This is a genomic window from Enterococcus dispar ATCC 51266, assembly GCF_000406945.1.
Classification (GTDB): Bacteria; Bacillota; Bacilli; order Lactobacillales; family Enterococcaceae; genus Enterococcus_C; species Enterococcus_C dispar.
Map to the genome: position 1 here is coordinate 2,562,234 of NZ_KE136354.1, position 23,159 is coordinate 2,585,392.

General features: G+C 38.1%; 21 protein-coding genes. 17 read left to right on the forward strand and 4 right to left on the reverse strand.

The genetic code is table 11. The features are described 5' to 3' along the window. The first annotated feature begins 6 nt into the window (after positions 1-6). From RK01_RS12075 to RK01_RS12105, 7 genes are all read left to right on the forward strand, one after another. Positions 7-936 (forward strand): ABC transporter permease, encoded by a 930-nt coding sequence (locus tag RK01_RS12075; RefSeq protein WP_016173559.1) that lies wholly within the window; start codon positions 7-9, stop codon positions 934-936. A 74-nt stretch (positions 937-1,010) separates the two neighbouring features. Next, positions 1,011-2,798: an oligopeptide ABC transporter substrate-binding protein gene (locus RK01_RS12080; RefSeq protein ID WP_016173560.1), complete on the forward strand. Its 1,788-nt coding sequence runs from the start codon at positions 1,011-1,013 to the stop codon at positions 2,796-2,798. A gap of 215 nt (positions 2,799-3,013) precedes the next feature. Further along, a complete protein-coding gene (gene rnc / locus RK01_RS12085) occupies positions 3,014-3,706 on the forward strand; it encodes a ribonuclease III (RefSeq protein ID WP_016173561.1) in 693 nt (230 codons plus the stop codon). A gap of 26 nt (positions 3,707-3,732) precedes the next feature. Further along, positions 3,733-7,311, forward strand: a complete 3,579-nt coding sequence (gene smc / locus RK01_RS12090) for a chromosome segregation protein SMC (protein ID WP_016173562.1) — start codon at positions 3,733-3,735, stop codon at positions 7,309-7,311. A 256-nt stretch (positions 7,312-7,567) separates the two neighbouring features. Further along, positions 7,568-8,377 (forward strand): Cof-type HAD-IIB family hydrolase, encoded by an 810-nt coding sequence (locus RK01_RS12095; RefSeq protein ID WP_016173563.1) that lies wholly within the window; start codon positions 7,568-7,570, stop codon positions 8,375-8,377. Positions 8,378-8,410: 33 nt separating this feature from the next. Beyond that, complete coding sequence (gene ftsY / locus RK01_RS12100) at positions 8,411-9,847, forward strand: signal recognition particle-docking protein FtsY (protein WP_016173564.1); 1,437 nt, start codon at positions 8,411-8,413, stop codon at positions 9,845-9,847. A gap of 161 nt (positions 9,848-10,008) precedes the next feature. Beyond that, on the forward strand, positions 10,009-10,665 hold the full coding sequence (locus tag RK01_RS12105) for a CPBP family intramembrane glutamic endopeptidase (protein ID WP_016173565.1): 657 nt from the start codon (positions 10,009-10,011) through the stop codon (positions 10,663-10,665). 86 nt (positions 10,666-10,751) lie between these two features. Here RK01_RS12105 and RK01_RS12110 read toward each other — a convergent pair whose 3' ends face one another. Further along, positions 10,752-12,554, reverse strand: coding sequence for a sensor histidine kinase (locus RK01_RS12110; RefSeq protein WP_016173566.1), 1,803 nt, complete (start codon positions 12,552-12,554; stop codon positions 10,752-10,754). Positions 12,555-12,593: 39 nt separating this feature from the next. Here RK01_RS12110 and RK01_RS12115 point away from each other — a divergent pair, with 39 nt between their 5' ends. Beyond that, positions 12,594-13,307, forward strand: a complete 714-nt coding sequence (locus RK01_RS12115) for a response regulator transcription factor (RefSeq protein ID WP_016173567.1) — start codon at positions 12,594-12,596, stop codon at positions 13,305-13,307. Here RK01_RS12115 and citG read toward each other — a convergent pair. From citG to RK01_RS12130, 3 genes are all read right to left on the reverse strand, one after another. Beyond that, positions 13,304-14,161: a triphosphoribosyl-dephospho-CoA synthase CitG gene (citG, locus tag RK01_RS12120; RefSeq protein WP_016173568.1), complete on the reverse strand. Its 858-nt coding sequence runs from the start codon at positions 14,159-14,161 to the stop codon at positions 13,304-13,306. The two genes, RK01_RS12115 and citG, sit on opposite strands and share 4 nt — an antisense overlap. Beyond that, positions 14,154-14,849: a GntR family transcriptional regulator gene (locus RK01_RS12125; protein WP_016173569.1), complete on the reverse strand. Its 696-nt coding sequence runs from the start codon at positions 14,847-14,849 to the stop codon at positions 14,154-14,156. Before RK01_RS12125 ends, citG begins: the two co-directional genes overlap by 8 nt. 175 nt (positions 14,850-15,024) lie before the next feature. Continuing rightward, positions 15,025-16,419 (reverse strand): CitMHS family transporter, encoded by a 1,395-nt coding sequence (locus tag RK01_RS12130; protein ID WP_016173570.1) that lies wholly within the window; start codon positions 16,417-16,419, stop codon positions 15,025-15,027. A gap of 429 nt (positions 16,420-16,848) precedes the next feature. On the opposite strand from RK01_RS12130, the gene RK01_RS12135 reads away from it, so the two are divergent. From RK01_RS12135 to citX, 9 genes are read left to right on the forward strand one after another with little or no spacing between them, the layout of a single operon-like run. After that, positions 16,849-17,166 (forward strand): hypothetical protein, encoded by a 318-nt coding sequence (locus RK01_RS12135; RefSeq protein WP_016173571.1) that lies wholly within the window; start codon positions 16,849-16,851, stop codon positions 17,164-17,166. A gap of 20 nt (positions 17,167-17,186) precedes the next feature. Continuing rightward, a complete protein-coding gene (locus RK01_RS12140; protein ID WP_016173572.1) occupies positions 17,187-17,561 on the forward strand; it encodes an acetyl-CoA carboxylase biotin carboxyl carrier protein subunit in 375 nt (124 codons plus the stop codon). A gap of 41 nt (positions 17,562-17,602) precedes the next feature. Further along, on the forward strand, positions 17,603-18,718 hold the full coding sequence (locus RK01_RS12145) for a sodium ion-translocating decarboxylase subunit beta (protein WP_016173573.1): 1,116 nt from the start codon (positions 17,603-17,605) through the stop codon (positions 18,716-18,718). Between the two features lie 41 nt (positions 18,719-18,759). Then, positions 18,760-18,882: an OadG-related small transporter subunit gene (locus RK01_RS14030; protein WP_016173574.1), complete on the forward strand. Its 123-nt coding sequence runs from the start codon at positions 18,760-18,762 to the stop codon at positions 18,880-18,882. A gap of 22 nt (positions 18,883-18,904) precedes the next feature. After that, positions 18,905-19,900: a [citrate (pro-3S)-lyase] ligase gene (citC, locus tag RK01_RS12150; protein ID WP_016173575.1), complete on the forward strand. Its 996-nt coding sequence runs from the start codon at positions 18,905-18,907 to the stop codon at positions 19,898-19,900. 10 nt (positions 19,901-19,910) lie between these two features. Continuing rightward, entirely contained in the window at positions 19,911-20,219 is a 309-nt protein-coding gene (gene citD / locus RK01_RS12155) for a citrate lyase acyl carrier protein (RefSeq protein ID WP_016173576.1), read from the forward strand. Further along, positions 20,207-21,094, forward strand: coding sequence for a citrate (pro-3S)-lyase subunit beta (gene citE / locus RK01_RS12160; protein WP_016173577.1), 888 nt, complete (start codon positions 20,207-20,209; stop codon positions 21,092-21,094). The genes citD and citE overlap by 13 nt, the downstream gene beginning before the upstream one ends. A gap of 1 nt (position 21,095) precedes the next feature. Beyond that, complete coding sequence (citF, locus tag RK01_RS12165; RefSeq protein ID WP_016173578.1) at positions 21,096-22,628, forward strand: citrate lyase subunit alpha; 1,533 nt, start codon at positions 21,096-21,098, stop codon at positions 22,626-22,628. Further along, positions 22,621-23,157, forward strand: a complete 537-nt coding sequence (citX, locus tag RK01_RS12170) for a citrate lyase holo-[acyl-carrier protein] synthase (protein WP_016173579.1) — start codon at positions 22,621-22,623, stop codon at positions 23,155-23,157. The genes citF and citX overlap by 8 nt, the downstream gene beginning before the upstream one ends. Positions 23,158-23,159: the final 2 nt, after the last annotated feature.

Consider the following 23,159-nt stretch of genomic DNA (forward strand, 5'->3'; position numbering starts at 1 on the left):
AGTAGAATGTCTGAAAAAAATACAGCAGTTGAAACAGCTCCAGTTGAAAAAGTATCGGTTCCGCCAATGGGGATTCGGATGATCGCCCGCGAATTTATCAAAGATCGCTTGGCACTTTTTTCATTAATAGTCTTAGTTTTATTATTACTTTTTGCGTTTGTGGGAACGTTGTTTTTTGACCAAAGTTTGGTAAATACCGTTAACCCAATCGACCGTTATTTGGAACCAGGTTCAATCTCCATGGAAGGTCATAAATTACTTTTAGGTTCTGATGATGGTGGTCGTGATGTTTTAGGTCTACTCGTTATTGGAGCACGAAATTCGATTTTTATCGGATTTGCAATCACTATTGCAACATCCATTATTGGTGTAGGAATTGGGATAATGTCTGGTTACTTTGGTGGCATTTTTGACATGATCGTCATGCGTATCGTCGATTTCGTTATGATTTTACCAATTCAGTTAATCATTATCGTATTGGTAACCATTATTCCAAGATATACAGCTTTAAGCTTAGTTATCATTATGAGCGTCTTTTATTGGACGGCAAAAGCGCGGCTTTTCCGTGCCAAAACATTATCAGAAGTAAGACGCGATTATGTTTCTGCTTCAAAAACGTTGGGAACAAGTGATTTCAAGATTATGTTTCGTGAAATCATGCCCAACTTGAGTTCACTCATTATTACCAATTTAACGATGAACTTTGCTGGGAATATCGGGATTGAAACAACCTTAACTTTCTTGGGCTTTGGTTTGCCAAATGAAACACCAAGTTTGGGAACGTTGATCTCATTTGCGACAGATTCTGATGTCTTAGTCAACAAACAATGGGTTTGGGTACCGGCATCTATTTTAATCTTAGTTTTAATGTTATCTATTAACTACGTTGGGCAAGCTTTCAAACGCTCAGCCGATGCACGGCAACGTTTGGGTTAATTGTGGTATAACCATCTTTTATAGATGTTTGTATAAAGTTTAGATTTTTAATTACAAGTATGGGAGGAACGGAAATGAATAAAAAAATCATGGGTATGGTATCATTGTTCAGTATTTTTGCCTTAGCTGCCTGCGGTTCTGGTGGCTCAGATAATAGCTCAAGCAATGATAGTGGTTCAAGTGACAAAGCAGCAACAACATCTTTTGAAATGGCAACAAAAAATGACAAAAAGGCAATTGATGGGGGCACTTTAGAAGTTGCTGTCGTATCAGATACTGACTTTACTGGTATTTTCAGTCCAGCCTTCAGTCAAATCACATTGGATGACTATTTTAGTGAACCTGCACAAGAAACATTGATTACAGTTGATGATGATTTAAAGATTAAAGAAGACAATCCGGCATCAACCGTGAAAATGGATACTGAAAATAAAACTGTTACCATGACCATTAAAGATGGCGTAAAATGGAGCGACGGTAAAGACGTTACTGCAGACGACAGGATCTTCCCGTATGAAGTAATCGGAGACAAAGATTATACTGGTGTACGTTATAGCGATGCAATTCAACAAATCGAAGGCATGGTAGAATACCATGACGGTAAAGCGGATACGATTAGTGGGATTGAAAAAGTCAACGATAAAGAAATCAAAATCAAATTCAAAAAATTCGTTCCTTCTATCTTACAAGGTGGGAATGATCCAATCTTAGGTTATGCAATGCCAAAACATGCTTTTGAGGGAATTGCTGTGAAAGATATGGAAGGTTCAGATCCAGTTCGTAAAACTCCAGTTACAATGGGGCCTTACAAATTTAACAAAATCGTTGCAGGTCAATCTGTAGAATTTGTACCAAATGAACATTACTATGGTGAAAAACCAAAATTAGATAAAGTTGTAATGACAAAAGTTGGTACTGCAGCGGCAGCTGAAGCAATGAAGTCTAACAAGTATGACATGTTTATCGAAATGCCAACGAACACGTATGACTCTTGGAAAGACAACAAAGGTTACCAAATGTTAGGTCAATTAGATAATGCTTATGACTACATTGGTTTCAAAATGGGTAAATGGGATGCTGACCAAGGCAAAGTTGTAATGGATAAAAATGCTAAGATGGCTGATAAGAGCTTGCGCCAAGCAATGGGTTATGCCCTTGATAATAAAATCATTGGGGATCGCTTCTTTGCTGGACTACGTACGCCAGCTAACTCTTTAATCGTACCTCCATTTGGTGATTTGTATGATAAAGATCTTAAAGGCTACACACAAGACGTTGATAAAGCGAACAAGTTGTTAGATGATGCTGGCTTTAAAGATACTGACGGTGACGGTTTACGTGAAGATAAAGACGGTAAGAAATTAACAATCAACTTTGCTTTCCGTGATAACTCTGGTGTTGCGAAATCAATTGCTGACTACTACATCCAATCATGGAAAAAAGTAGGCCTAGATGTGCAATTGACTGGCGGACGTTTGATGGAAGTAAACAGCTTCTATGACAAATTAGGGGCAGATGATCCTGAAATTGATGTTTACCAAGCCGGCTGGTCCACAGGTTTTGATCCAAATCCAAGTGGATTATATGGCACAGTAGCACAATTTAACTTCACTCGCTTTGAATCAGAAGAAAATACGAAACTATTAGACGAAATGTCTTCTGAAGATGCATTAGATAAAACAAAACAAGTTGAAATGTACAAAGAATGGCAAGAATATGCTTTTGACCAAGCATTTGCAATTCCAACAATGTATAAGTATGTATTGCGTCCAGTAAGTGACCGTGTGGTGGATTACTCAATCCAACGTCAATATGACGCTTACCCATGGGCTACAATTGGCGTGAACGCTGACGAACGTTAATATTATGTATTTTAAATGACCGCGATTATTCGCGGTCATTTTTTAATAGAGCAAAATGTTTCTAAAATCTTTTGTCCTTTTCAGGGGAAAAAGAATTAAAAGTTATTTGTAAAAGGATTTAGATATCGTGAATAACATTTCCTAATCGCGCGAAAATCAGTATAATAGGAAGGTGAGTATTGAAACAAAATCCAACCTAAAAAGGACTGTCAATAATGGATAATCAATTACAAACTATGTTAAAAGAAAACTTTGGGATTGTTTTTAAAAACGTCTCCTTATTAGAACAGGCATTTACCCATTCATCTTATGTCAATGAGCATCGCAATTTGAATCTAGCCGATAATGAACGCTTGGAATTTTTAGGCGATGCAGTTTTAGAATTATTGGTTTCTCGTTATTTGTATCGCCAATATCCCGATTTACCAGAAGGCAAACTAACAAAAATGCGCGCTTCTATTGTGCGGGAAGAAAGTTTAGCTGCCTTTGCCAAAGAATGTCGCTTTGATGCGGCCATTAAACTAGGTAAAGGGGAAGAAAATTCTGGTGGCAGAACGCGACCTTCACTTTTATGTGATCTTTTTGAAGCTTTCTTAGGCGCACTTTATTTGGATCAAGACTTGGAAACCGTCAAAGCATTTATTCAAAAAGTCATTTTTCCGAAAGTAGCAGCAGGTGCTTTTTCACATGAGATGGATTACAAAACACGTTTACAAGAAGTTTTGCAAAAAGGTGGCGATGTGCACATCGACTACCGGTTAGTGAAAGAAGAAGGTCCGGCCCACGAACGGATTTTTTGGACGGAAGTGTATTGTGATAATCGCTTGATCGGAAAAGGTCAAGGAAAATCCAAAAAATTAGCCGAGCAAGCGGCAGCAAATAATGCTTTAGAAAAACTTGCAGAGTAGAAGTCAGAAGGGAGCCCGGAGCTTTCGTGTATTTAAAGAAAATTGAAATCGCAGGCTTCAAGTCTTTTGCAGATCGCACAGTAATTGATTTTGAAAATAGTGTTACTGCTGTTGTCGGACCAAATGGAAGTGGTAAGAGTAATATAACAGAAGCCATTCGGTGGGTTTTAGGGGAGCAATCGGCTAAAAGTTTGCGAGGCGGCAAAATGCCCGATATTATTTTTGCCGGCTCGGATTCCCGCAAACCGTTAAACATTGCAGAAGTGACAGTAGTACTGGATAATAGTGATCATTATTTACCACTTGATTACAGCGAAATCAGTGTGACGCGCCGGTTACGTCGTAGTGGTGAAAGTGACTTTTATATTAACAAGCAGAGCTGTCGCCTAAAAGATATACAAGATTTGTTTATGGACTCAGGCCTTGGCAAAGAGTCTTTTTCTATCATTTCGCAAGGGAAAGTCGAAGCAATTTTTGCCAGCAAACCCGAAGATCGCCGGGGGATTTTTGAAGAAGCTGCCGGTGTTTTGAAATACAAGCAACGTAAGAAAAAAGCCGAACAAAAATTATTTGAAACAGAGGATAATTTAAGTCGGGTCCAAGACATTGTTTACGAATTAGAAGATCAACTGACTCCGCTAAAAGAGCAAAGTTTAGCGGCTAAGGAATTTTTACACTTAAAAGAAGAATTGAAACGAATTGATGTTGCCCATACAGTAACAGAAATTAAAATGACCAAAACTGCTTGGGATGAAGCTGAAAATAATTTGCAACAATTAAACAAAGCGCTACAAGCTTTAACTGGTAAAATGACTGCTGCAGAAAGCCAATTACAACTAAAACGGCAAAAACGTCAAGAATTGGATCAGTGGCTGGAAACAGCAAATCAGCAGCTACTTTTTTTAACCGAAAGCTTAAAACAAGCAGAAGGTCAGCAAGAAGTATTATTGGAGCGTTCTAAACACACGCAGCGCAGTTTTGCCGAATATGAAGAAAATTTGGCAGAAAATAATGAAAAAATCGAACAGTTAGAAGCTGCCAAACAAAAAATCATTCAAGATCTTTCTACCAAAAATGGGCAAGTTCAAGGTTTGGAAGCCAGTGTTAATGAATTAAAAGACGAGTTAGCCCGGTTACAAAAATCCACCAAAGAACTTTTAGCGGAATTGCGGGCTCAGTATGTGGAAAAAATGCAGGAACATGCCAATATTGGTAATGAACTGAAATATTTAGAACGGCAATATTTACAAGAGAATGCCAAAAATCAAAAAACAATTGCCAAACAAGGAGAAATGCATCAACAAATTGCCACTCTCTCCGTTCAAAAAAATGAGTTAGCTGAACAATTGGCTACAGCAGAAAATACCCTGGTTGAACAGCGAAAAAATTATATCTTACTGCAACAACAAGCAAAAAAGCTGCAACAAGAGTTTGAAACAGAACAAAAGAAAATGTACACTTTAATGCAACAAGTGCAACAAGTGCGGGCAAAGCAAAAAAGTTTGCAGGATATTCAAGACAATTACACTGGTTTTTATCAAGGTGTTAAAATTGTGCTACAAAATAAAGAACAACTTTCTGGAATCGTCGGTGCGGTAGCTGAACTTATTCACGTACCAACAGAATACACTTTAGCGATTGAAACGGCTTTAGGCGGGGCAGCCCAACATGTCGTAGTAGAAAATGAAGGAGATGCCAGACAGGCAATCACATTTTTAAAAGAACGACGGGGTGGACGTGCAACCTTCTTACCCTTAACGACGATAAAAGGACGCAATTTGAGTGAAGCAGTAGTGAATATTGCTGCTAAAAGTCATGGCTTTTTAGGGGTGGCCAATGAATTGGTCAACGTTGCGCCAGAGCTACAAGAAATTTGTGATAATTTATTAGGTGCGACATTGATTGCTCAAGATTTAAAAAGTGCCAATGAAATTGCGCGAGATGTACAATATCGTTATCGAGTAGTTTCGCTTGAAGGCGACGTCATGAATGCTGGTGGATCCATGACTGGTGGTGCTACAAGACGGGGCAACCAAGGGAGTCTTTTTAGTCAAACTAATGAGTTGCAAAACTTAACAGCTGACCTGCAAACGTTAGAAATGCGGCTACAAGCGACAGAAAAGCAAGTCCAACTCATTGAAATAAAGAAAAAAGAAAAAACAGCTGATTTAGAGGAACTTCGTACTAGTGGTGAAAGTGCCCGGCTAGCAGAACAAGAGTTAGGAAATCAAATCAAAAATGTAACACAAGAGCTACAGCGTTTAGAAAAAGAACAAAAAGTATTTGCTTATGAAAATCGTGAAGTTCAGCAATTTTTAACCGAATATGAAGAACAAAAAGCGGAATTGACGGCAAAACAAGCGCAAGTAGATAGTCAAAGGGAAAGTATTAATTTAGAAATTAAACAGCTAACAGAGCAAGAAGATGTTATTGAAGCCAAAAGACAAGAAGCAAGTACTGCTCTAGCCACGAAACAAGCAGAATTAGCTGTAGCCTGTGAACAAGTCACCAACTTAAAACAGGCACTTACCGCCAATGGCACTGCTTTACAAGAAGCACAAAATCGTCAGGAAAGCTTAGCTCGGCAAATGGCGGCGCTAAATTCCAATTCTGGTGACCATGAATTATCAGAAGAAGCCTTGCAACAAAAAGTTGCCAAACTGAGCCAACGAAAAACAGATTTGGAAACAGATTTGGTTATTAAAAGGCAAGAACGAAGTGAATTGCAGCAAGTCATCACCTTCGCAGATGATGAAATTGCACAATTGAATTTGGAACAAAAAACATTACTATCTCAAAAGACTAAAGAAGAAGTCGCGAAAAATCGAGCGGATATTCATTTGGATAATTTGCTTGCTTATTTACAAGAAGAATACAGTATGACCTATGAACTGGCGGCCAAAGAATATGCTGAAGTATCTGATACAGAACATGCTAAAAATGAAATTCAGCGCTATAAACGCGATATTGAACGCTTGGGCCCAGTGAATTTGAACGCCATTGAACAATATGAACAGGTATTAGAACGCTATACTTTCCTAACCAGTCAACGGGATGATTTACTAGCTGCCAAAGATCAATTGTTTAAAACCATGGATGAGATGGATGAAGAAGTAAAAGTCCGGTTCGGTGAAATTTTTGAAGCCATCCGTTTGCGCTTTAAGGAAGTCTTTCCACAAATGTTTGGCGGTGGCCGGGCTGAGTTGACGCTAACTGATCCAACTGATTTGTTAAATACTGGGATTGAAATTGAAGCACAACCCCCAGGCAAAAAGCTACAAAACCTTAGCCTACTTTCGGGAGGGGAACGGGCACTAACCGCGATTGCGTTACTGTTTTCAATTATTCAAGTGCGGCCAGTTCCTTTTTGCGTGTTAGATGAAGTCGAGGCTGCACTAGATGAAGCCAACGTTGCACGTTTTGGGCATTACCTAAGTCGATTCCAAGACGATACCCAGTTTATCGTTGTGACGCACCGGAAAGGTACCATGGAGGCAGCTGATGTCTTATATGGGGTAACAATGCAAGAGTCTGGTGTGTCAAAAATTGTTTCTGTCCGCTTAGAAGATGTTGGCGAAGGTGGTAAAATTAGAACCGAAGTGTAAATGGGATAATAATCTTGTTTGAGCCTATGAAAAAGTGCAAGATAAGCAAAAATGTAGAGTGTCAAAACTATTTTAAATTTTTTTGTCTGAGCGCATTTTTTGATAAAAAAGTTGCAAGCTTGACTTGAAGATCCTGAAAGAAAATTCGACAGTTTGAAAATAAAGAAGGGAATGACAAAAAATGATTTGTCATTTTCTAATTTATTCTCCTGTCCTCTTGCTTTTCTTCATTAGCGAAATAAAGGAGTTTATTTAATTGATTAAGATGATTGCCATTGATTTGGATGGAACGTTATTGGATACAAAAAAGAAAATTAGTACCCGCAATAAAGTTGCGTTGGCAAAAGCCAAAGCACAAGGTGTCAAAATTGTTTTATGTACGGGGCGTCCACTGCGGGCAATTCGACCGTATTTGGATGAACTACAGTTAAAAGAGTCAGGGGATTATAGCATTACGTTTAATGGTGGCTTAGTCCAAAAAAATGATACCGGCGAAGTGATGGCAAAATCAACATTGAGTTATGCCAATGTGAAAGAGTTAGTAGAATTAGCGCAGCGTTTAGGCTTGCCTTTAGACGTTGTTTCAGATGAAGTGGTCTACATTTTACCTACTGATCCTCAACATGAATCAATTTATGCACAATTGAACCCATTACTGCATTTCCAACTGTTTACAGTCGCTGAATTGACAGAAGATTTGTTGTATAACAAGGCAGTAGTTGCTTTTGAGCAAACCTATTTGGATCAGCAGTTGGCTAAAATTCCAGCTGATTTCAAAGAACGTTATGAAATTATTAAAACCCGCGATGTTTTATTGGAGTTCATGCCTAAAGGAGTAACAAAAGCCTATGGATGTCAATTATTAGCCGAACATCTTGGAATTACTGCAGACGAAGTAATGGCTATTGGGGATGAAGAAAATGATTTGCCAATGATTGAATATGCGGGTCTGGGTGTGGCAATGGAAAATGCAGTACCGATGGTAAAAGCTGCTGCCGATGTGGTCACGGCCAGCAATACCAACGATGGTGTCGCGCAAGTAGTAGAAAAATACGTGTTACAATAATACTTAACTAAAATTGTTACAAGGAGGTTTAATATGGGCTTTTTTGATAAGATTAAAAAAGCGTTGATGGGCGAAACTGAAACAAAAACCCCAGAAGAAACGCAAGAGCAACAAGCTAGCAAAACAGCAACTGAAAGCGACAGTGAGAATCTGCAATCGAGCAGTCAAACAACATCGGATAATACCGAACCAACGACAGAAATTAATGGCGTGAGTTTAGCAGATAAAGAAAAAGAAACGCAAATGACAGAAAACGCTCCGGAGCCGGAGCAAGCTGAAAAACCTGAAGCTACTGAAAAAGTGACACCTGAAGGAGAACCGGTTATGCCTGAGACGCCTCCGATGGATGAAGTGAAAAATAGTGTCTCAGCAGAAAAAACACTTGATGAAGTGGATGATAAACCGATAGTCATACCAGAACCAATCCAACCAGAAAGTAGTATGCCTGAAACTTCTGAGACGCCAATAGCACCTAGTATCATCCAAGAAAATCAGCAGATTGAAGAAATCAAAGAATCTGTTGTTGCGGATAATGTGCAGGAAAAATATGATAAAGGGTTGAAAAAATCGCGTAAAACTTTTGGTCAACGATTGAATGAATTGTTTGCCAATTTCCGTAGTGTTGATGAAGAATTTTTTGAAGAAGTAGAAGAGACATTAATTGGAGCCGATGTCGGTTTTGAAGCAGCAATGAAAATCGCTGATGATTTAAGACAAGAAGTTAAGATAAGAAATGTCAAAAAACCTGCTGAAGTACAAAATGTCATGATTGAAAAATTGGTGGACTTATACGATGAAGCGGGAATAGATGAAGTAAATACGCTCAATATCCAGCCTAATGGCTTAACAGTTATGCTTTTTGTTGGAGTGAACGGTGTCGGCAAAACGACGAGTATTGGTAAATTAGCTTATGAATATAAACAAGCAGGGAAAAAAGTTCTCCTAGCAGCTGCTGATACTTTTCGTGCCGGTGCGATTGATCAATTAGTGGTTTGGGGACAACGGGCAGATGTAGAAGTTATACGGGGCAATGCTGGTGGTGATCCTGCTGCAGTGGTTTATGATGCCATGGAAAAAGCAAAAGAACAGCAAGCTGATATTTTATTAGTTGATACGGCAGGCCGTTTACAAAATAAGGTCAACCTGATGAATGAACTGGAAAAAATTAAACGTGTAATTAAAAGAGAAGCGCCAGATGCTCCTCACGAAGTCTTGCTAGTTTTAGATGCAACAACAGGGCAAAATGCAATGGTTCAAGCCAAGCAATTTAAAGAAACGACAGATGTTACCGGTCTGATTTTAACGAAATTAGATGGTACGGCTAAAGGTGGGATTGTTTTAGCGATTCGAAATGAATTGCATTTGCCGGTTAAACTAGTTGGTTTAGGTGAAGGAATTGACGATTTAGAGCCTTTTGATCCGAACGAATTTATTGTGGGCTTATTTAAAGGGCTCATTAAAGAGGTTTAAAAAAAATTTAAAAGATAAATTAAATGAACGCACCGAAGTCACAACTAACTATACAATGTGCTAGTTTGATTGTTAGGCGAAATTTTGCTGTTGGTTTATGCAAAATTTCGTCTTTCACTTTAATTAGCTCAGCTTCTCTCAAAGGATGTAGGAGGAATGGTATGTCACGTACAAGTTTGTTAAAACGATTGATTTTTTATTGTGGGTTTATTTTATTGCAAAATATAGTTTCCACTGTTGTCTTTTTGCCTGGTGTCAGTGATAGTATATTGGCTTTAATCAGTATTCTGGTAGCCGGAGGATTTATTTATTTTTTAACTACCCGTTACCAAAAACAATTGGCTAACTACAAACCCCGTCAAATTGGCCAAACAAAAGTAGCAGGAAAATGGAAATATGTGCTACTAGGTGTCATCGCCATGTTTGCTGCTAACATTATCTTAGGGAACTTTTTACCAGAAACAACAGAAAATCAAGCAGGTATTAATCAAAGTTTTTTAGTGAATCCCATTACATTAACGGTTTATGGTGTCATTTTAGCACCTATAATTGAAGAATTACTTTTTCGCGGAATCTTTATGAATTATTTTTGGAATAAAGAAGAACCATCCGCTAAAGTACTCGCTGTATTAACCTCGGCATTATTATTTGGCTTAATGCATGAACCGCGTCTTTCAATGGCGCTCCTTTTGTATATGACTTTAGGAATTGTCTTGGCCTGTGTATATCAAAAAACAGAAGATTTACGTTGTTCGATGATGGTGCACATGATTTATAATGGCTTAGGTTTTCTGGGAATGTTTTTAACTTTAAAATAAACAGAACAAAATAATAAAGAAACCCGAAAATACAGCAGTCAGAATGCTTGTTGTCTTTTTGGGTTTCTTTTTTGAATTGTAATAAGTTATGCTTCTTCATTTTCGGCAATTGGAATAAACAGGCTAAAACTTGTACCTTGTTGGGAACTGGCTACGTCAAGTAACCAACTATTGCGTTTAATGATAGAAGAGACGATAAAAAGTCCTAGACCAGTTCCACCTTCTTCTTTTCGCGTGGTCAAAAAAGGTGTGAAAATTTGATCTTTAATACTTTGGTCGATGCCCGGACCATTGTCTGACACTTGAATCATAGCTAATTTTTTATTTTGATAGACAAATGCTCGCTGGGCTACTTGTTGGTGCACGTCAGCAGACGGTGTTGTTAGGGAAACGGTAATAGTAGCATCGGATTTTGCTTGATAAGCATTAGTGATTAAGTTATACAACAATACTTGAACGTCGTCTTGTTGAAATAATGCATCCGCTAAAAGAGTAATTTCTTCATTTATGGTAACTGTTCGCGGGATTAATATTTTCATTATGGCGACAGCTTCTTTTACCGCTTGATTGAGAGATTGTACTTTTTTTGTCTGATCTTGTTCCTTTGAAAAATGTAAAATACGTTGAGAAAGTTGTTGTCCTTTTTGAGCAGCCAAATGCATATCTTCTAAATCTGCCAACAGTTCTGCATCATTGGGATGTTCGGCCATAAGCAGTTCAATATTCCCAATTAGAGGTGTTAAAAAATTGTTCATATCATGGACAATACCGGTGGTCACTAATCCGATAGTTTCCATTTTTGACTCTTGCAATAGACTTTTTTCTAACTGGTGCTTCTCGGCTTCTAATTGCCGTTTTTCTTTTAAGCGCTGATTTTCATTAACAGTTTGCTGTTGTCTAGCATTTAGACGTACCAATAGGACTAATAAAGAAGTCACCATCAATAAAATGACCACTAAGCCTAAATTAATAAGTAAATCGTGTAAAATCCAACCATTGTCTTGATAAAAATCTGATGTATTGGCAACAACAAAGCGTTCTTCGCCAATTTCTACCCATTGAAAAGCATTTAGTTTTAAAACCGATGTCAGGTCAGATTCGTTCCACCAATAAGAATGATAGCTTAAACTTCCTTTTTCATGCTGTTTTTGGTAGTGATCGAGTTTTTCTAAATCTGTGTAGTCCAATTGTGGAAATCTTTTTTTGCGACCGGTAATAATGTTTAAGCCAATTTGCTCTTTAGCTGGATGCATGACGACTTCCATTTGTTCATTTTTCATTAAAGGATAGCGTTGCTCTGTATCTGTCGGTTGAATTTTATCTAAGAATAATTGCTCTAAATTTAACGGGACAACCGCTAATCCTTGAATTTCTTTTTTATTATTATAGATGGGATGATAGAGATTAAAAAAAGAATTTTTTTGGATAAAATAAACTTTCCCATTTTGTTTGGCGCGTCCTTTTAAAGCCATAGCAAAAATTGGATCAATTGTTAATTTTTGGGTCAATTCATTGTTTTCCACATGATTTTCAGTCGGGAAGTGACTTTCTAATTGCTGACCATTTCGATCAAAAAGAAAGATACCGGCAAAAGCGCTGTTGCGTTTAAAAAACTGAGAAATGAGATTATTTTGTTGCGGTAATTGTAATGGACTGTCCGTCTCAATCGTATCCAGAATGAAACTGTCCAAATCGTTGGCACTGCTTTCAATTTCAGCCACAATCAGTTTGGTGCTAACCTCGTTAACCTGCGCTAGTTGTGTTTTCCCCATTTTTAAAGCTTCTTGTTGTATGTTATGATAACCTAAAGCTGTGATAAGTAAGCCAGTTAAGGTGATAACCATCACAGTAATAAAAAGAATATTTATTTTTTTAGTTAACTTTTTCATTTTTTGTAAGCCTTTCATTTTAACTTGGAGGAAATTGTGATGCGGAATGAAAAAATTTTAGTAGTTGATGATGATCCAGCGATTCGTCGTCTGATTTGGAAATCACTGCAATCTACCGGAATCCTGATTTATCAGAGTGACTCAATTGAAAAGACTATTGATATTATGAGTCGTGTTGCTTTTGATCTGTTTTTACTGGATATCAGCCTAGAATATGAAAATGATGGTTATCATTTGGCCCAAATGATTCGCAGTGAAAATAGTGTGGTACCGATTATTTTTCTAAGCGGAAAAACCCAAGAACAAGACATTGTTACCGGTCTTGAAACAGGGGCGGACCTATATTTGACGAAGCCATTTTCGCCGGCAATTCTAAAAGCACAGGTGTTGGCTTCTTTAGATCGCAGTTTAGTGATCAAAAAACATACTGGTCAACAAGTAAAAACGAGTAACAGTCTCACTTTAGGGGAATTTACTTATGACAAAAAGCGTTATCAGCTTTATAAAAATGACGTGGCCATTAAATTATCCTCAAAAGAAACACAGCTTATGCAGTTTTTTATGGAAAATCCCAACCAAGTCTTTTCAAAAGAACAAATTTATCAAAGTGTTTGGAACGAAGAAAAAACCGATACCAACACTATTATGGTCTTTATCAATCATTTACGCAATAAGATTGAAGCTGATCCGAAAAATGCAAAGTATTTGCAAACAGTGTGGGGCATCGGTTATACATTTGTGGCTGAAAATTAAAAGAGTCCTTCTAAGATGGCAAAATAGATACCAAGAGATAATAAATCTGCCGCACCGCCCGGACTTAAATTACGTGAAATTAAGGTTTTATCATACTGGATAAGTGTGTTGCTTAAATCTTTGGCAGATAAGTTAGCTGCATGGATCTGCTTCATTTCACTTTGGATGGTAGTAAGTGCCATTTTCCCGCCGCGGTGCAAGATATTGCTGTCTGTTAGTGTGCTCATTAAAAAAATGAGTGCCCGCAACAATAATTCTTCGCGCGGTAAGTGTCGATTCTGCCGCAAATAGGGTAATAAAATATTCGCCAGGGCAGGATAACCTGCGGCTGCTTGGCCCCGAATGCCTGTTGTACCTTGGGCTAAATAAAGTTTTTCGCCGTGAGTCAAATTCTTTTTTTGGGCAACATATTTAAAATCTTTTTTTAGTAAATCTTGGGTAATTTCACGACTTAACGTTAAGATATTTTCAGAGTCAGTTGCTGTAAAAGGTAGCTGGCTTTTTTGTAGATATAATCCTGTTGCGCCTAATAAAATAGCAAAGGAAAAATTGGCACCTTTATGAGTATTGACCCCCTTGGTAGCAGTGAACATGGCAGTTTCTGCTTGCTGTCCTATTTTTCGCAATTTAGAAAATAAATCCCCTTTTGCGCCGTCATGGGTGAAACCGGCATTTAAATATTGGGGGAAATAAGGCGCCAAAGCCAAGATACTATCAATAAAGAGATAAAAGTCCATATCTTGGTGGGCGCCATTGGTGAAACGATCCACTAGTCCTGGTTTTGGAGAGAGTGTAACTTCATAAAACAAGGCTTTTTGAGCAGCTGCATCAATCATACAAATTTGCTTATTCAATTTGATGGGACTCCATTTCTTGTAAAATAAATTGTAAGGAATGGTTCAAATGTTCATGGGTAATCAGAGTAACTTGCGTGATATCATTTGTAACCATCCCGCGGTAAAGGAGCCAATGTTCTTCCAAGGCGCGATAACGTCGTTCAGAGGAACGAATGGCAATGTCACGAAAATAAACGAGATAAGCTTGTAAATCAGTCACAATAGTTTTTAACCGCTTCATCTGACTTTTTTCATAAATAAAGGAGTTAAAATCAGAGAAGTTTTGTAAAACATCATCCACCCGATCTTCCTGATTAAGGCGATCGCCTTCTTCTAACAGCGCCCGCAAATCATCAAAATCGTTTGGTGTCATTAGTTGCATGGCTTTAATCGTAGCTAGTGTATCCAAAGATTTACGTATATCATAAATTTCATGGGCATCTTTTATACTAATACCTTTTACCACGATTCCGACACGGGGGACATGCTCAACTAATTGTTCCTCCACCAATTGATGAAGAGCATAACGAATTGGAGTTCGGCTGATATTTAACGTTTCCGAAAATTCTTTTTCGTTGATACGCTCACCAGCAGGAATCTGGCCCAAGATAATACTTTTGCGAAAGGCTTCATAAATGGAGATTTTTAGTGGTTGGTTTTGAGATAAGTCTAAGTTGTTTTTAACAGCTGCAATCGTTTCATTCATTGTTATCAGTCATCCTTTTGCTGGTAGTCTTTTTTAGCAGGATTGAATTTACCGGCACCATCATATTTACAATCCAGCGTTTTGTCAATATGTGAAGTTGCTGTCTGCTATTTTTAATTGTTTTTTGATAGTTAAAAAGAAAAAACCGAGTCTCTTAGGGCTCGGCTTTTTTCTTTTATTTTTGTGGAATATAAAAAGGTAAGTGACCGAATAGCATGATTGTTACTACGAAGATAACGAAGATACAAGCGGCCCATTTACCAGCTTCTCTTTGCCATTGCCCCATGTCTAGTTTTGTTAGGCGCAGTAATAAATAAATAAACGCAACTAATGGTGATAATAGGTGGAATGCTTGTCCCATTAATGATGCAAGTGCCATCTGCATATTGGTAAAACCATAGGCCCGTCCTGCTTCTGCCAAGACCGGCATAACACCAAAGTAGAAACCATCGTTTGAAATAAAGAAGGTACCCGGTGCAGAAATTAAGGCAATTACAATACCCCAGAAACCAGCAAGTTGTTTTGGAATAATATAAGTGAAACTTGTAGCCAATGCTTCAGCTAAACCTGAACCTTGGAAAATACCCATGAATACCCCTGCTGCAAAGACGAGAATAACGACTTGCACCGCATCGCCACCGTTTGCACCAATCCGTGCTGATTGATCTTTTAAAATAGGATAGTTCACAATTAAGGCAATACAAGTACCTAATAAGAATAAGAACAAAGGTGGTTGGGCGAACCAGCCTGGTAAGCCGATTTGATCGGCAAAAGAACTTAAGACTAACCAGGCAATTAAAATAATCGTCATAATGCCGTTAAAAGCAAAAAGTTTTGGACGACGAATGGCCATTGTTTCAGGATCGGTAACAGCAGTCATTTCTTCAATTTCAGCATCAGTTAATTCTTTAATGCCTAAGCGTTTTCTTTCCTGACGTCCCATGTGAGGTGCTACTATAAAGATAACAAATAAAACAGAGAGAATCATACCTGGCATTAAGTAAGCCAAAATTTCGGCGCCTACATCTAAAACAGCCATTGCGCGTGCTGTTGGGCCACCCCAAGGTAATAAATTCATAATGGTATTTTGTAAAATAACCAAAACACCAAGATTCATTAATTTCATATCTAATTTTTTATAGATTGGAATAAAAGCAGAACAGCAAATTAATGTCGTAGTTGTTCCATCGCCATTTAACGAAACGGCTGCAGCTACAACTGCTGTGGCAATCAATACTTTCATTGGATCGCCTTTAGCAAAAAGAATCATTTTTTTAGTGATTGGATCAAATAGACCAGCATCTAACATGATAGAGAAATAAAGAATAGCGAACAATAACATAATCCCAGTGTTAGAAGTTGTTTTGATTCCTTCCATAACCCAGTCACCGATATTGTTACTGCCGGCTACACCATCCACGACTGGCGGTGCGGTCACACCTGCAACGAGTGCGATTAAAGCGAATACTAAAGGAATAATAACTAATGACGTAAGCGGTGATAATTTCTTTTTCATGATAACGAACATGAAGACGATAATCATGAGGTAAGACAAAATTGTAAGTAACATTTCCTTCTTCCTTTCAAAAGCAGATTTTTATGTTGCAGTTAAAAGTAATGACTTGCACGCCGGCTAACAAATGCAAATTTTCACAATTTCACTGCTAACGCTTTCATCATACGCAAGCATTTTCTAAAAAAAAACAAACTTTCTTAAAAGAAACACGAAAAAAACAATTTAACCAATCAAATCTTATCGGCGGCTTAAAAAGTTATTAATAAATTCTTAACGAGGCGCAAATGCTTTTAAATCAACGTTCTAAAGCGTTTTTAATAAAAAAGTAGATTTTGAAACAGCAAAAGAACAATTTAATCAAGAAGCAAAACTTCTCAAGAAAGCAAATCATTCTATAATGAGGATGTTGTCAATTTGGAACCTTAAATTTTTAAAATTATTTGTAGCCGCGAAGATTTAAGCTGAAAAGAAAGGAGTGAGTCGATGGGATTATGGGATTTTTTTCGACAGAAAAAATCAGAAGAGCAAGTACCGGTTTCTGAGTTTTCAGTAGAAGAAAAGGAAACATCACAATGGCAGGAAGTACCCGCTTATATTGAAACAGATTCAAAAAATTATGAACGGGTTAGCGTAATTGCTTCGGCTATTATGGCTGGTGAACAAACGGATAGTCAATTTGTTGTGAAAAAAATTTTGGAACGCAACCCTGAGGCCAAACTCGTATCCATTATCGCAGCGAGTGTCGCTGCAGGTGAAAGCCCAGACAGTCAATTGACTGTCAAAAAAATCATGAAAAAATAAAGACAAAGAGGAGAATGATGATGTTACGTAAATTCAAAATTACAATTGATGGAACAGAATATTTAGTTGAAATGGAAGAAATCGGTGGGGTACCACAACCTGCAGCACCCGTTGCTACACCACAACAGCCAGTAGCACCAGCACCAACGGCTACCGTTGCCCCAGTCGCTACACCAGCAAGTGCAGACGCTATGACAGCGCCAATGCCTGGAACGATTTTGAAAGTTTTGGTAAACGTGGGAGATGAAGTTCAAGAAAATCAACCAGTGATGATTTTAGAAGCGATGAAGATGGAAAATGAAGTTGTGGCACCAAAAGCTGGTAAAGTGACAGGAATTCATGTGACGCAAGGTCAAATGGTTAACCCTGGTGAAGCATTAATCACATTTGGATAAAACTTTTTAGAAATGAAAATTTGAGATAGGAAGTGAACGCAGTGGAAACTCTTTTAGAAGGAATTATTGGTATGGGGCAAGAGCCGGGAAGAATTATTATGATGCTCATCGGCGGGTTGTTGATGTACCTGGGTATAAAAAAAGAATATGAACCAACATTATTGGTGCCAATGGGTTTAGGAACAATTTTAGTTAACTTTCCCAATTCAGGTGTTTTACAAGCCGGCGGCGAGGCGGGGCCTTTCCAAGTTTTGTTTGATGCCGGTATCAGTACAGAATTATTCCCATTACTATTATTTATCGGAATCGGAGCCATGATTGACTTTGGCCCATTACTACAAAATCCATTCTTGCTATTATTTGGAGCTGCGGCTCAATTTGGTATTTTCTTTACTGTCATCGTGGCAGTATTACTTGGATTTGATATTAACGATGCGGCTTCAATTGGAATTATCGGTGCTGCCGATGGCCCAACTTCAATCTTCGTTGCCAATACGTTGAATTCAAAATACATGGGGGCAATTATGGTAGCCGCTTATTCTTATATGGCCTTAGTACCAATTATTCAACCCGTGGCTATTAAAGCTGTTACAACGAAAAAAGAACGTCAAATTCGGATGACTTATCATGCCGGCGCAGTCTCACAAACAGCAAAAATTTTATTCCCAATCGTAATTACCATCGTGGCAGGTTTAATTGCACCAGTATCATTACCTTTAGTTGGATTCTTAATGTTTGGTAACTTGTTACGTGAATGTGGCGTTTTAGACCGCTTATCGGTTTCCGCACAAAATGAGTTAGTTAACTTGGTTAGTATTTTGCTTGGTTTAACAATTTCTGTAAAAATGCAAGCTCATGATTTCTTAAAAGTAGATACTTTAATCGTTATTGGTTTAGGGTTAGTGGCTTTTGTTATGGATTCTATTGGCGGCGTATTATTTGCAAAAATTTTAAACTTATTCAGAAAAGAAAAAGTAAACCCAATGATTGGTGCAGCCGGTATTTCAGCATTCCCAATGTCAAGTCGGGTTATTCAAAAAATGGCGACAGAAGAAGATCCGCAAAATTTCATTTTGATGCATGCAGCAGGTGCAAATGTCTCTGGTCAGATAGCTTCTGTTATTGCAGGTGGTCTATTATTAGCGCTATTAACATAATCATTTGAAGACAACAGCATGGGATGAAAAGGAGGATAATTATGTTTGAAGATTTAAAAATTGCGTTTGAACTATTAGGTTTTGGTTGGGGTGGCGTGTTTGTCGTAATCTTGATTATTTACGCAGCTTCACAAATATTGGCGAAATTATTTCCGCCAAAATAAAAAAGTAATCGGGTGAGAAAAGATGTTAACGCTAAAAAGACTCTGGTTGATTCAAGATGTAAAAGACCATGATCAGTGGAGTGAGTTTTTAAAAGCTGGTGGTCTACACCCCGAAGATGACGCAAGCTATACAGTCGGTATTTATGACGGCGAAAAATTGATTGCAACGGGTTCTCTATCAGACAACATCATAAAGTATTTGTTAGTTTGTAAAAACTATCAATCTGAAAACTTACTGACGCAAATTATTGTTCATTTGATTGATCGTTTGCATGAAGAAGATATTTTTCATTACTTTGTTTATACAAAACCAGATAAAGAAGTGATTTTTCGTTCTTTAGGATTTAAGAAAATCATGAGTACCAAAGAAGTATTATTTATGGAACAAGGAGAACCGGGCTTTGATGACTACTTGAGTTATATTGCGCGTTTTGATCATCCAGGTGAGAACGGAAGTATCGTGATGAATGCCAATCCCTTTACCTTGGGCCATAAATATTTAGTAGAACAAGCACGTAAAGTTTGTGATCATGTTTATGTTTTTGTTGTCTCTGAAGAAAAATCTGAGTTTTCTAGTCCTGAACGTTTTGCCTTAGTAAAAGCCGGTTTAAAGGAATTTGACGATGTGACAGTTTTACCAGCTAGGGATTACATGGTTTCATCTTTAACTTTTCCAGCTTATTTCTTGAAGGATCGTGCCGAGTTAAATGTAGCTAGCGTTCAAGCCCGTTTAGATGCAACGCTTTTTAAAAAACGAATTGCTCCTGTTTTGCATATAAAAAAACGCTTCGTTGGGGAAGAGCCATATTCAAAAGTAACCAATGTTTACAATGAAGCGATGGAAGAAGTCTTTAGTCCGGATCTGTCACTGACTATCTTGCCTCGGCTAGAAATTGAAGGTGAAATCGTTAGCGCCACCAAAGTACGACAAGCACTCCGAGAACATAATGAGTCTCTTGTCCAATCCTTTTTGCCGGATACCGTTTTTGCTTACTTAAAAGAGAAAAATAAAATTTGAGGTGGAAATTGTGGAAATCAAAAAAAGTGCAGTAGCTGGTACTGTGGAGTCGAGTGACATTATGGTAACTGTGGCCCCAAACTCAGAAGAAAAGATTGCAATTGAACTAGATAGTAGTGTTGAAAAGCAATATGGACAAGAAATTCGTGGCTTAATTGCGAGCACGTTGCAACGTTTGAATGTAACAGCAGCCAAAGTAACAGCGGTTGACAAAGGTGCATTGGATTGTACAATTCAAGCCCGAACACTGACAGCTGTTTATCGTGCCAGTGAAGTTGCTGAATACGATTGGAAGGAGATTGACTCATGGAACGCTTAAGAAGAACAATGATGTTTGTACCCGGAGCTAATGCTGCGATGTTAAGAGATGCCCCTTTATACGGAGCGGATTCCATTATGTTTGACTTAGAAGATGCGGTTTCTTTAAAGGAAAAAGATTCGGCTCGTACATTGGTCCACTTTGCTTTGAAAACATTTGATTATAGCAGCGTTGAAACAGTCGTCCGAATTAATAGTTTAGACACAGTTGGCGTCCAAGACATTGCCGCAATGGTTTTAGCTGGTGTCAATGTTATTCGTCTGCCAAAAACAGAAACTGCGCAAGATATTGTAGATGTAGATGTTGAGATTACAAAAGTAGAAAAAGTAAATGGGATTGCCGTTGGTACTACCAAAATGATGGCGGCCATTGAATCTGCTGAAGGTGTATTAAACGCAAGAGAAATCGCAAAAGCCTCGACACGTTTAATTGGGATTGCCTTAGGGGCAGAAGACTATGTTACCAATATGCGTACCCGACGTTATCCAGACGGACAAGAATTATTCTTTGCCCGTAGTTTTATCCTGCATTCTGCCAGAGCAGCTGGTATTGCAGCGATTGATACGGTGTATTCCGATGTGGATAATGAAGCAGGTTTCTTAAAAGAAGTGGAAATGATCAAACAGCTTGGTTTTGATGGCAAATCAGTCATTAATCCGCGCCAAATTCCACTTGTCAATAAAGTATACGCACCAACTGAAAAAGAAATTCAAAACGCAAAAGAAGTCATTTGGGGCATTAAAGAAGCCGAAGCCAAAGGATCTGGCGTTATTTCAGTGAACGGGAAAATGGTAGATAAACCTATCGTAGAACGGGCAGAACGTGTTATTGCGTTAGCAAAAGCTGCCAAGTTGATTTCCGAGGAGGATATTTAAAATGACAACAAATAAATTAGGTCGCGAAATTCCAACACAATTTGCTGAACAATACGGCGTTTTTGAAGGGGAATTAGCCAACATCAAAGAATATCAAGAATCGAGTCGTAAAATCAAACCCGTTAAACCGAGAGATACTAAATTATTAGGAAGTATTCGTGAAGCGATTGAAAAAACGGGCTTAAAAGACGGTATGACGATTTCTTTTCACCATCATTTTCGTGAAGGCGATTTTGTTATGAATCTGGTTTTAGCAGAAATTGCCAAAATGGGAATTAAAAATTTATCGATTGCACCAAGTTCCATTGCGAACGTTCATGAACCGTTGATTGATCACATCAAAAATGGTGTGGTAACAAATATTACTTCCAGTGGTTTGCGCGATAAAGTCGGCGCAGCTATTTCAGAAGGCATTATGGAAAATCCAGTTGTGATTCGTTCCCATGGCGGTCGTGCACGGGCGATTGCCGCTGGTGATGTGCATATTGATGTAGCTTTTTTAGGTGCCCCAAGTTCTGATGAATATGGAAATGCCAATGGGACTGTGGGTAAAGCAACCTGTGGTTCTTTAGGTTATGCGATGATCGATGCCAAATATGCTGATCAAGTAGTAATTATTACAGATACTTTAATGCCATATCCTAATACACCAATCAGTATTCCTCAAACGGATGTTGACTACGTAGTGGAAGTCGATGCCATCGGAGATCCAAATGGGATTGCCAAAGGCGCTACTCGTTTTACGAAAAATCCTAAAGAATTATTAATTGCTGAATATGCGGCAAAAGTAATTACAAATTCACCATACTATAAAGAAGGTTTTTCTTTCCAAACAGGTACTGGTGGTGCAGCATTAGCTGTTTCCCGTTTCATGAGAGAAGCAATGCTTAAAGATGGTATTAAAGCTAGTTTTGCACTAGGCGGTATTACCAATGCGATGGTGGAATTACTAGAAGAAGGTCTAGTTGAAAAAATTATCGATGTACAAGATTTTGATCATCCTTCTGCTATCTCATTAGGAAAAAATGCAAACCACTATGAAATTGACGCCAACATGTATGCTTCACCATTGAGTAAAGGTGCTGTTATTAACCAACTTGATACAGCAATTTTATCAGCACTAGAAATTGATACAGATTTTAATGTGAATGTGATTACTGGTTCTGATGGTGTAATTCGTGGCGCTTCAGGAGGGCACTCTGATACTTCAATGGCATGTAAAATGAGTCTTGTCATCGCGCCCATTATTCGCGGACGGATTGCAACCATTGTTGATAAAGTGAATACGATTGTAACGCCGGGGTCAAGTATTGATGTAGTAGTCACTGAAATTGGTATTGCGATTAATCCTGCGCGAGAAGATTTAATGGAACACTTCAAAAAACTAGATGTACCGCAATTTACTATTGAAGAATTAAAAGAAAAAGCCTATAGCATCGTCGGCAAACCACAACCGATTCAATATGGCGATAAAGTCGTTGCTTTAATTGAATACCGTGATGGTTCAATCATCGATGTGGTCAAAAATGTCTAATTATTTTCAAGGCGAAGTTGTTATCCTGCCAGAAATGTTAGCTGCTCGGGAACAAAGAGTCGCACTGCAACAAGCACTACTAGCTAAATGTCCCCAGGCAAGTTTGCTTTCAGCTACAATGAATATTCCTGGGCCAGTTAAAAATACGCTAGCTTTGGAAAAAGTATTCATTGCTCTGGTTGAGACAATTCGCAAAGAATTAAAAGATTTTTTTATTATTGAAACGAATTATTTTTCGCGTAAAACCGGTTTGGAGTTTTTTTTGTTAGCAGAAATTTCACCGGAACTATTAAAAAGAAAAATGATCGCAATCGAAGAAAAACATCCACAAGGTCGGTTAGTTGATTTAGATGTTTTGTGGCTAAAAGACCAAAAAATACAGTCAATTAGTCGACAAGATATAGGCTTTCCTGCTAGAAGATGTCTTATTTGCAATAAAGACGCCAAGGTCTGTGGGCGGGCTAGAACACATACGATTGAAGAAATGCAAACGAAGATCATAAATATAATTGAACAAGGAAAGGAGTAGTG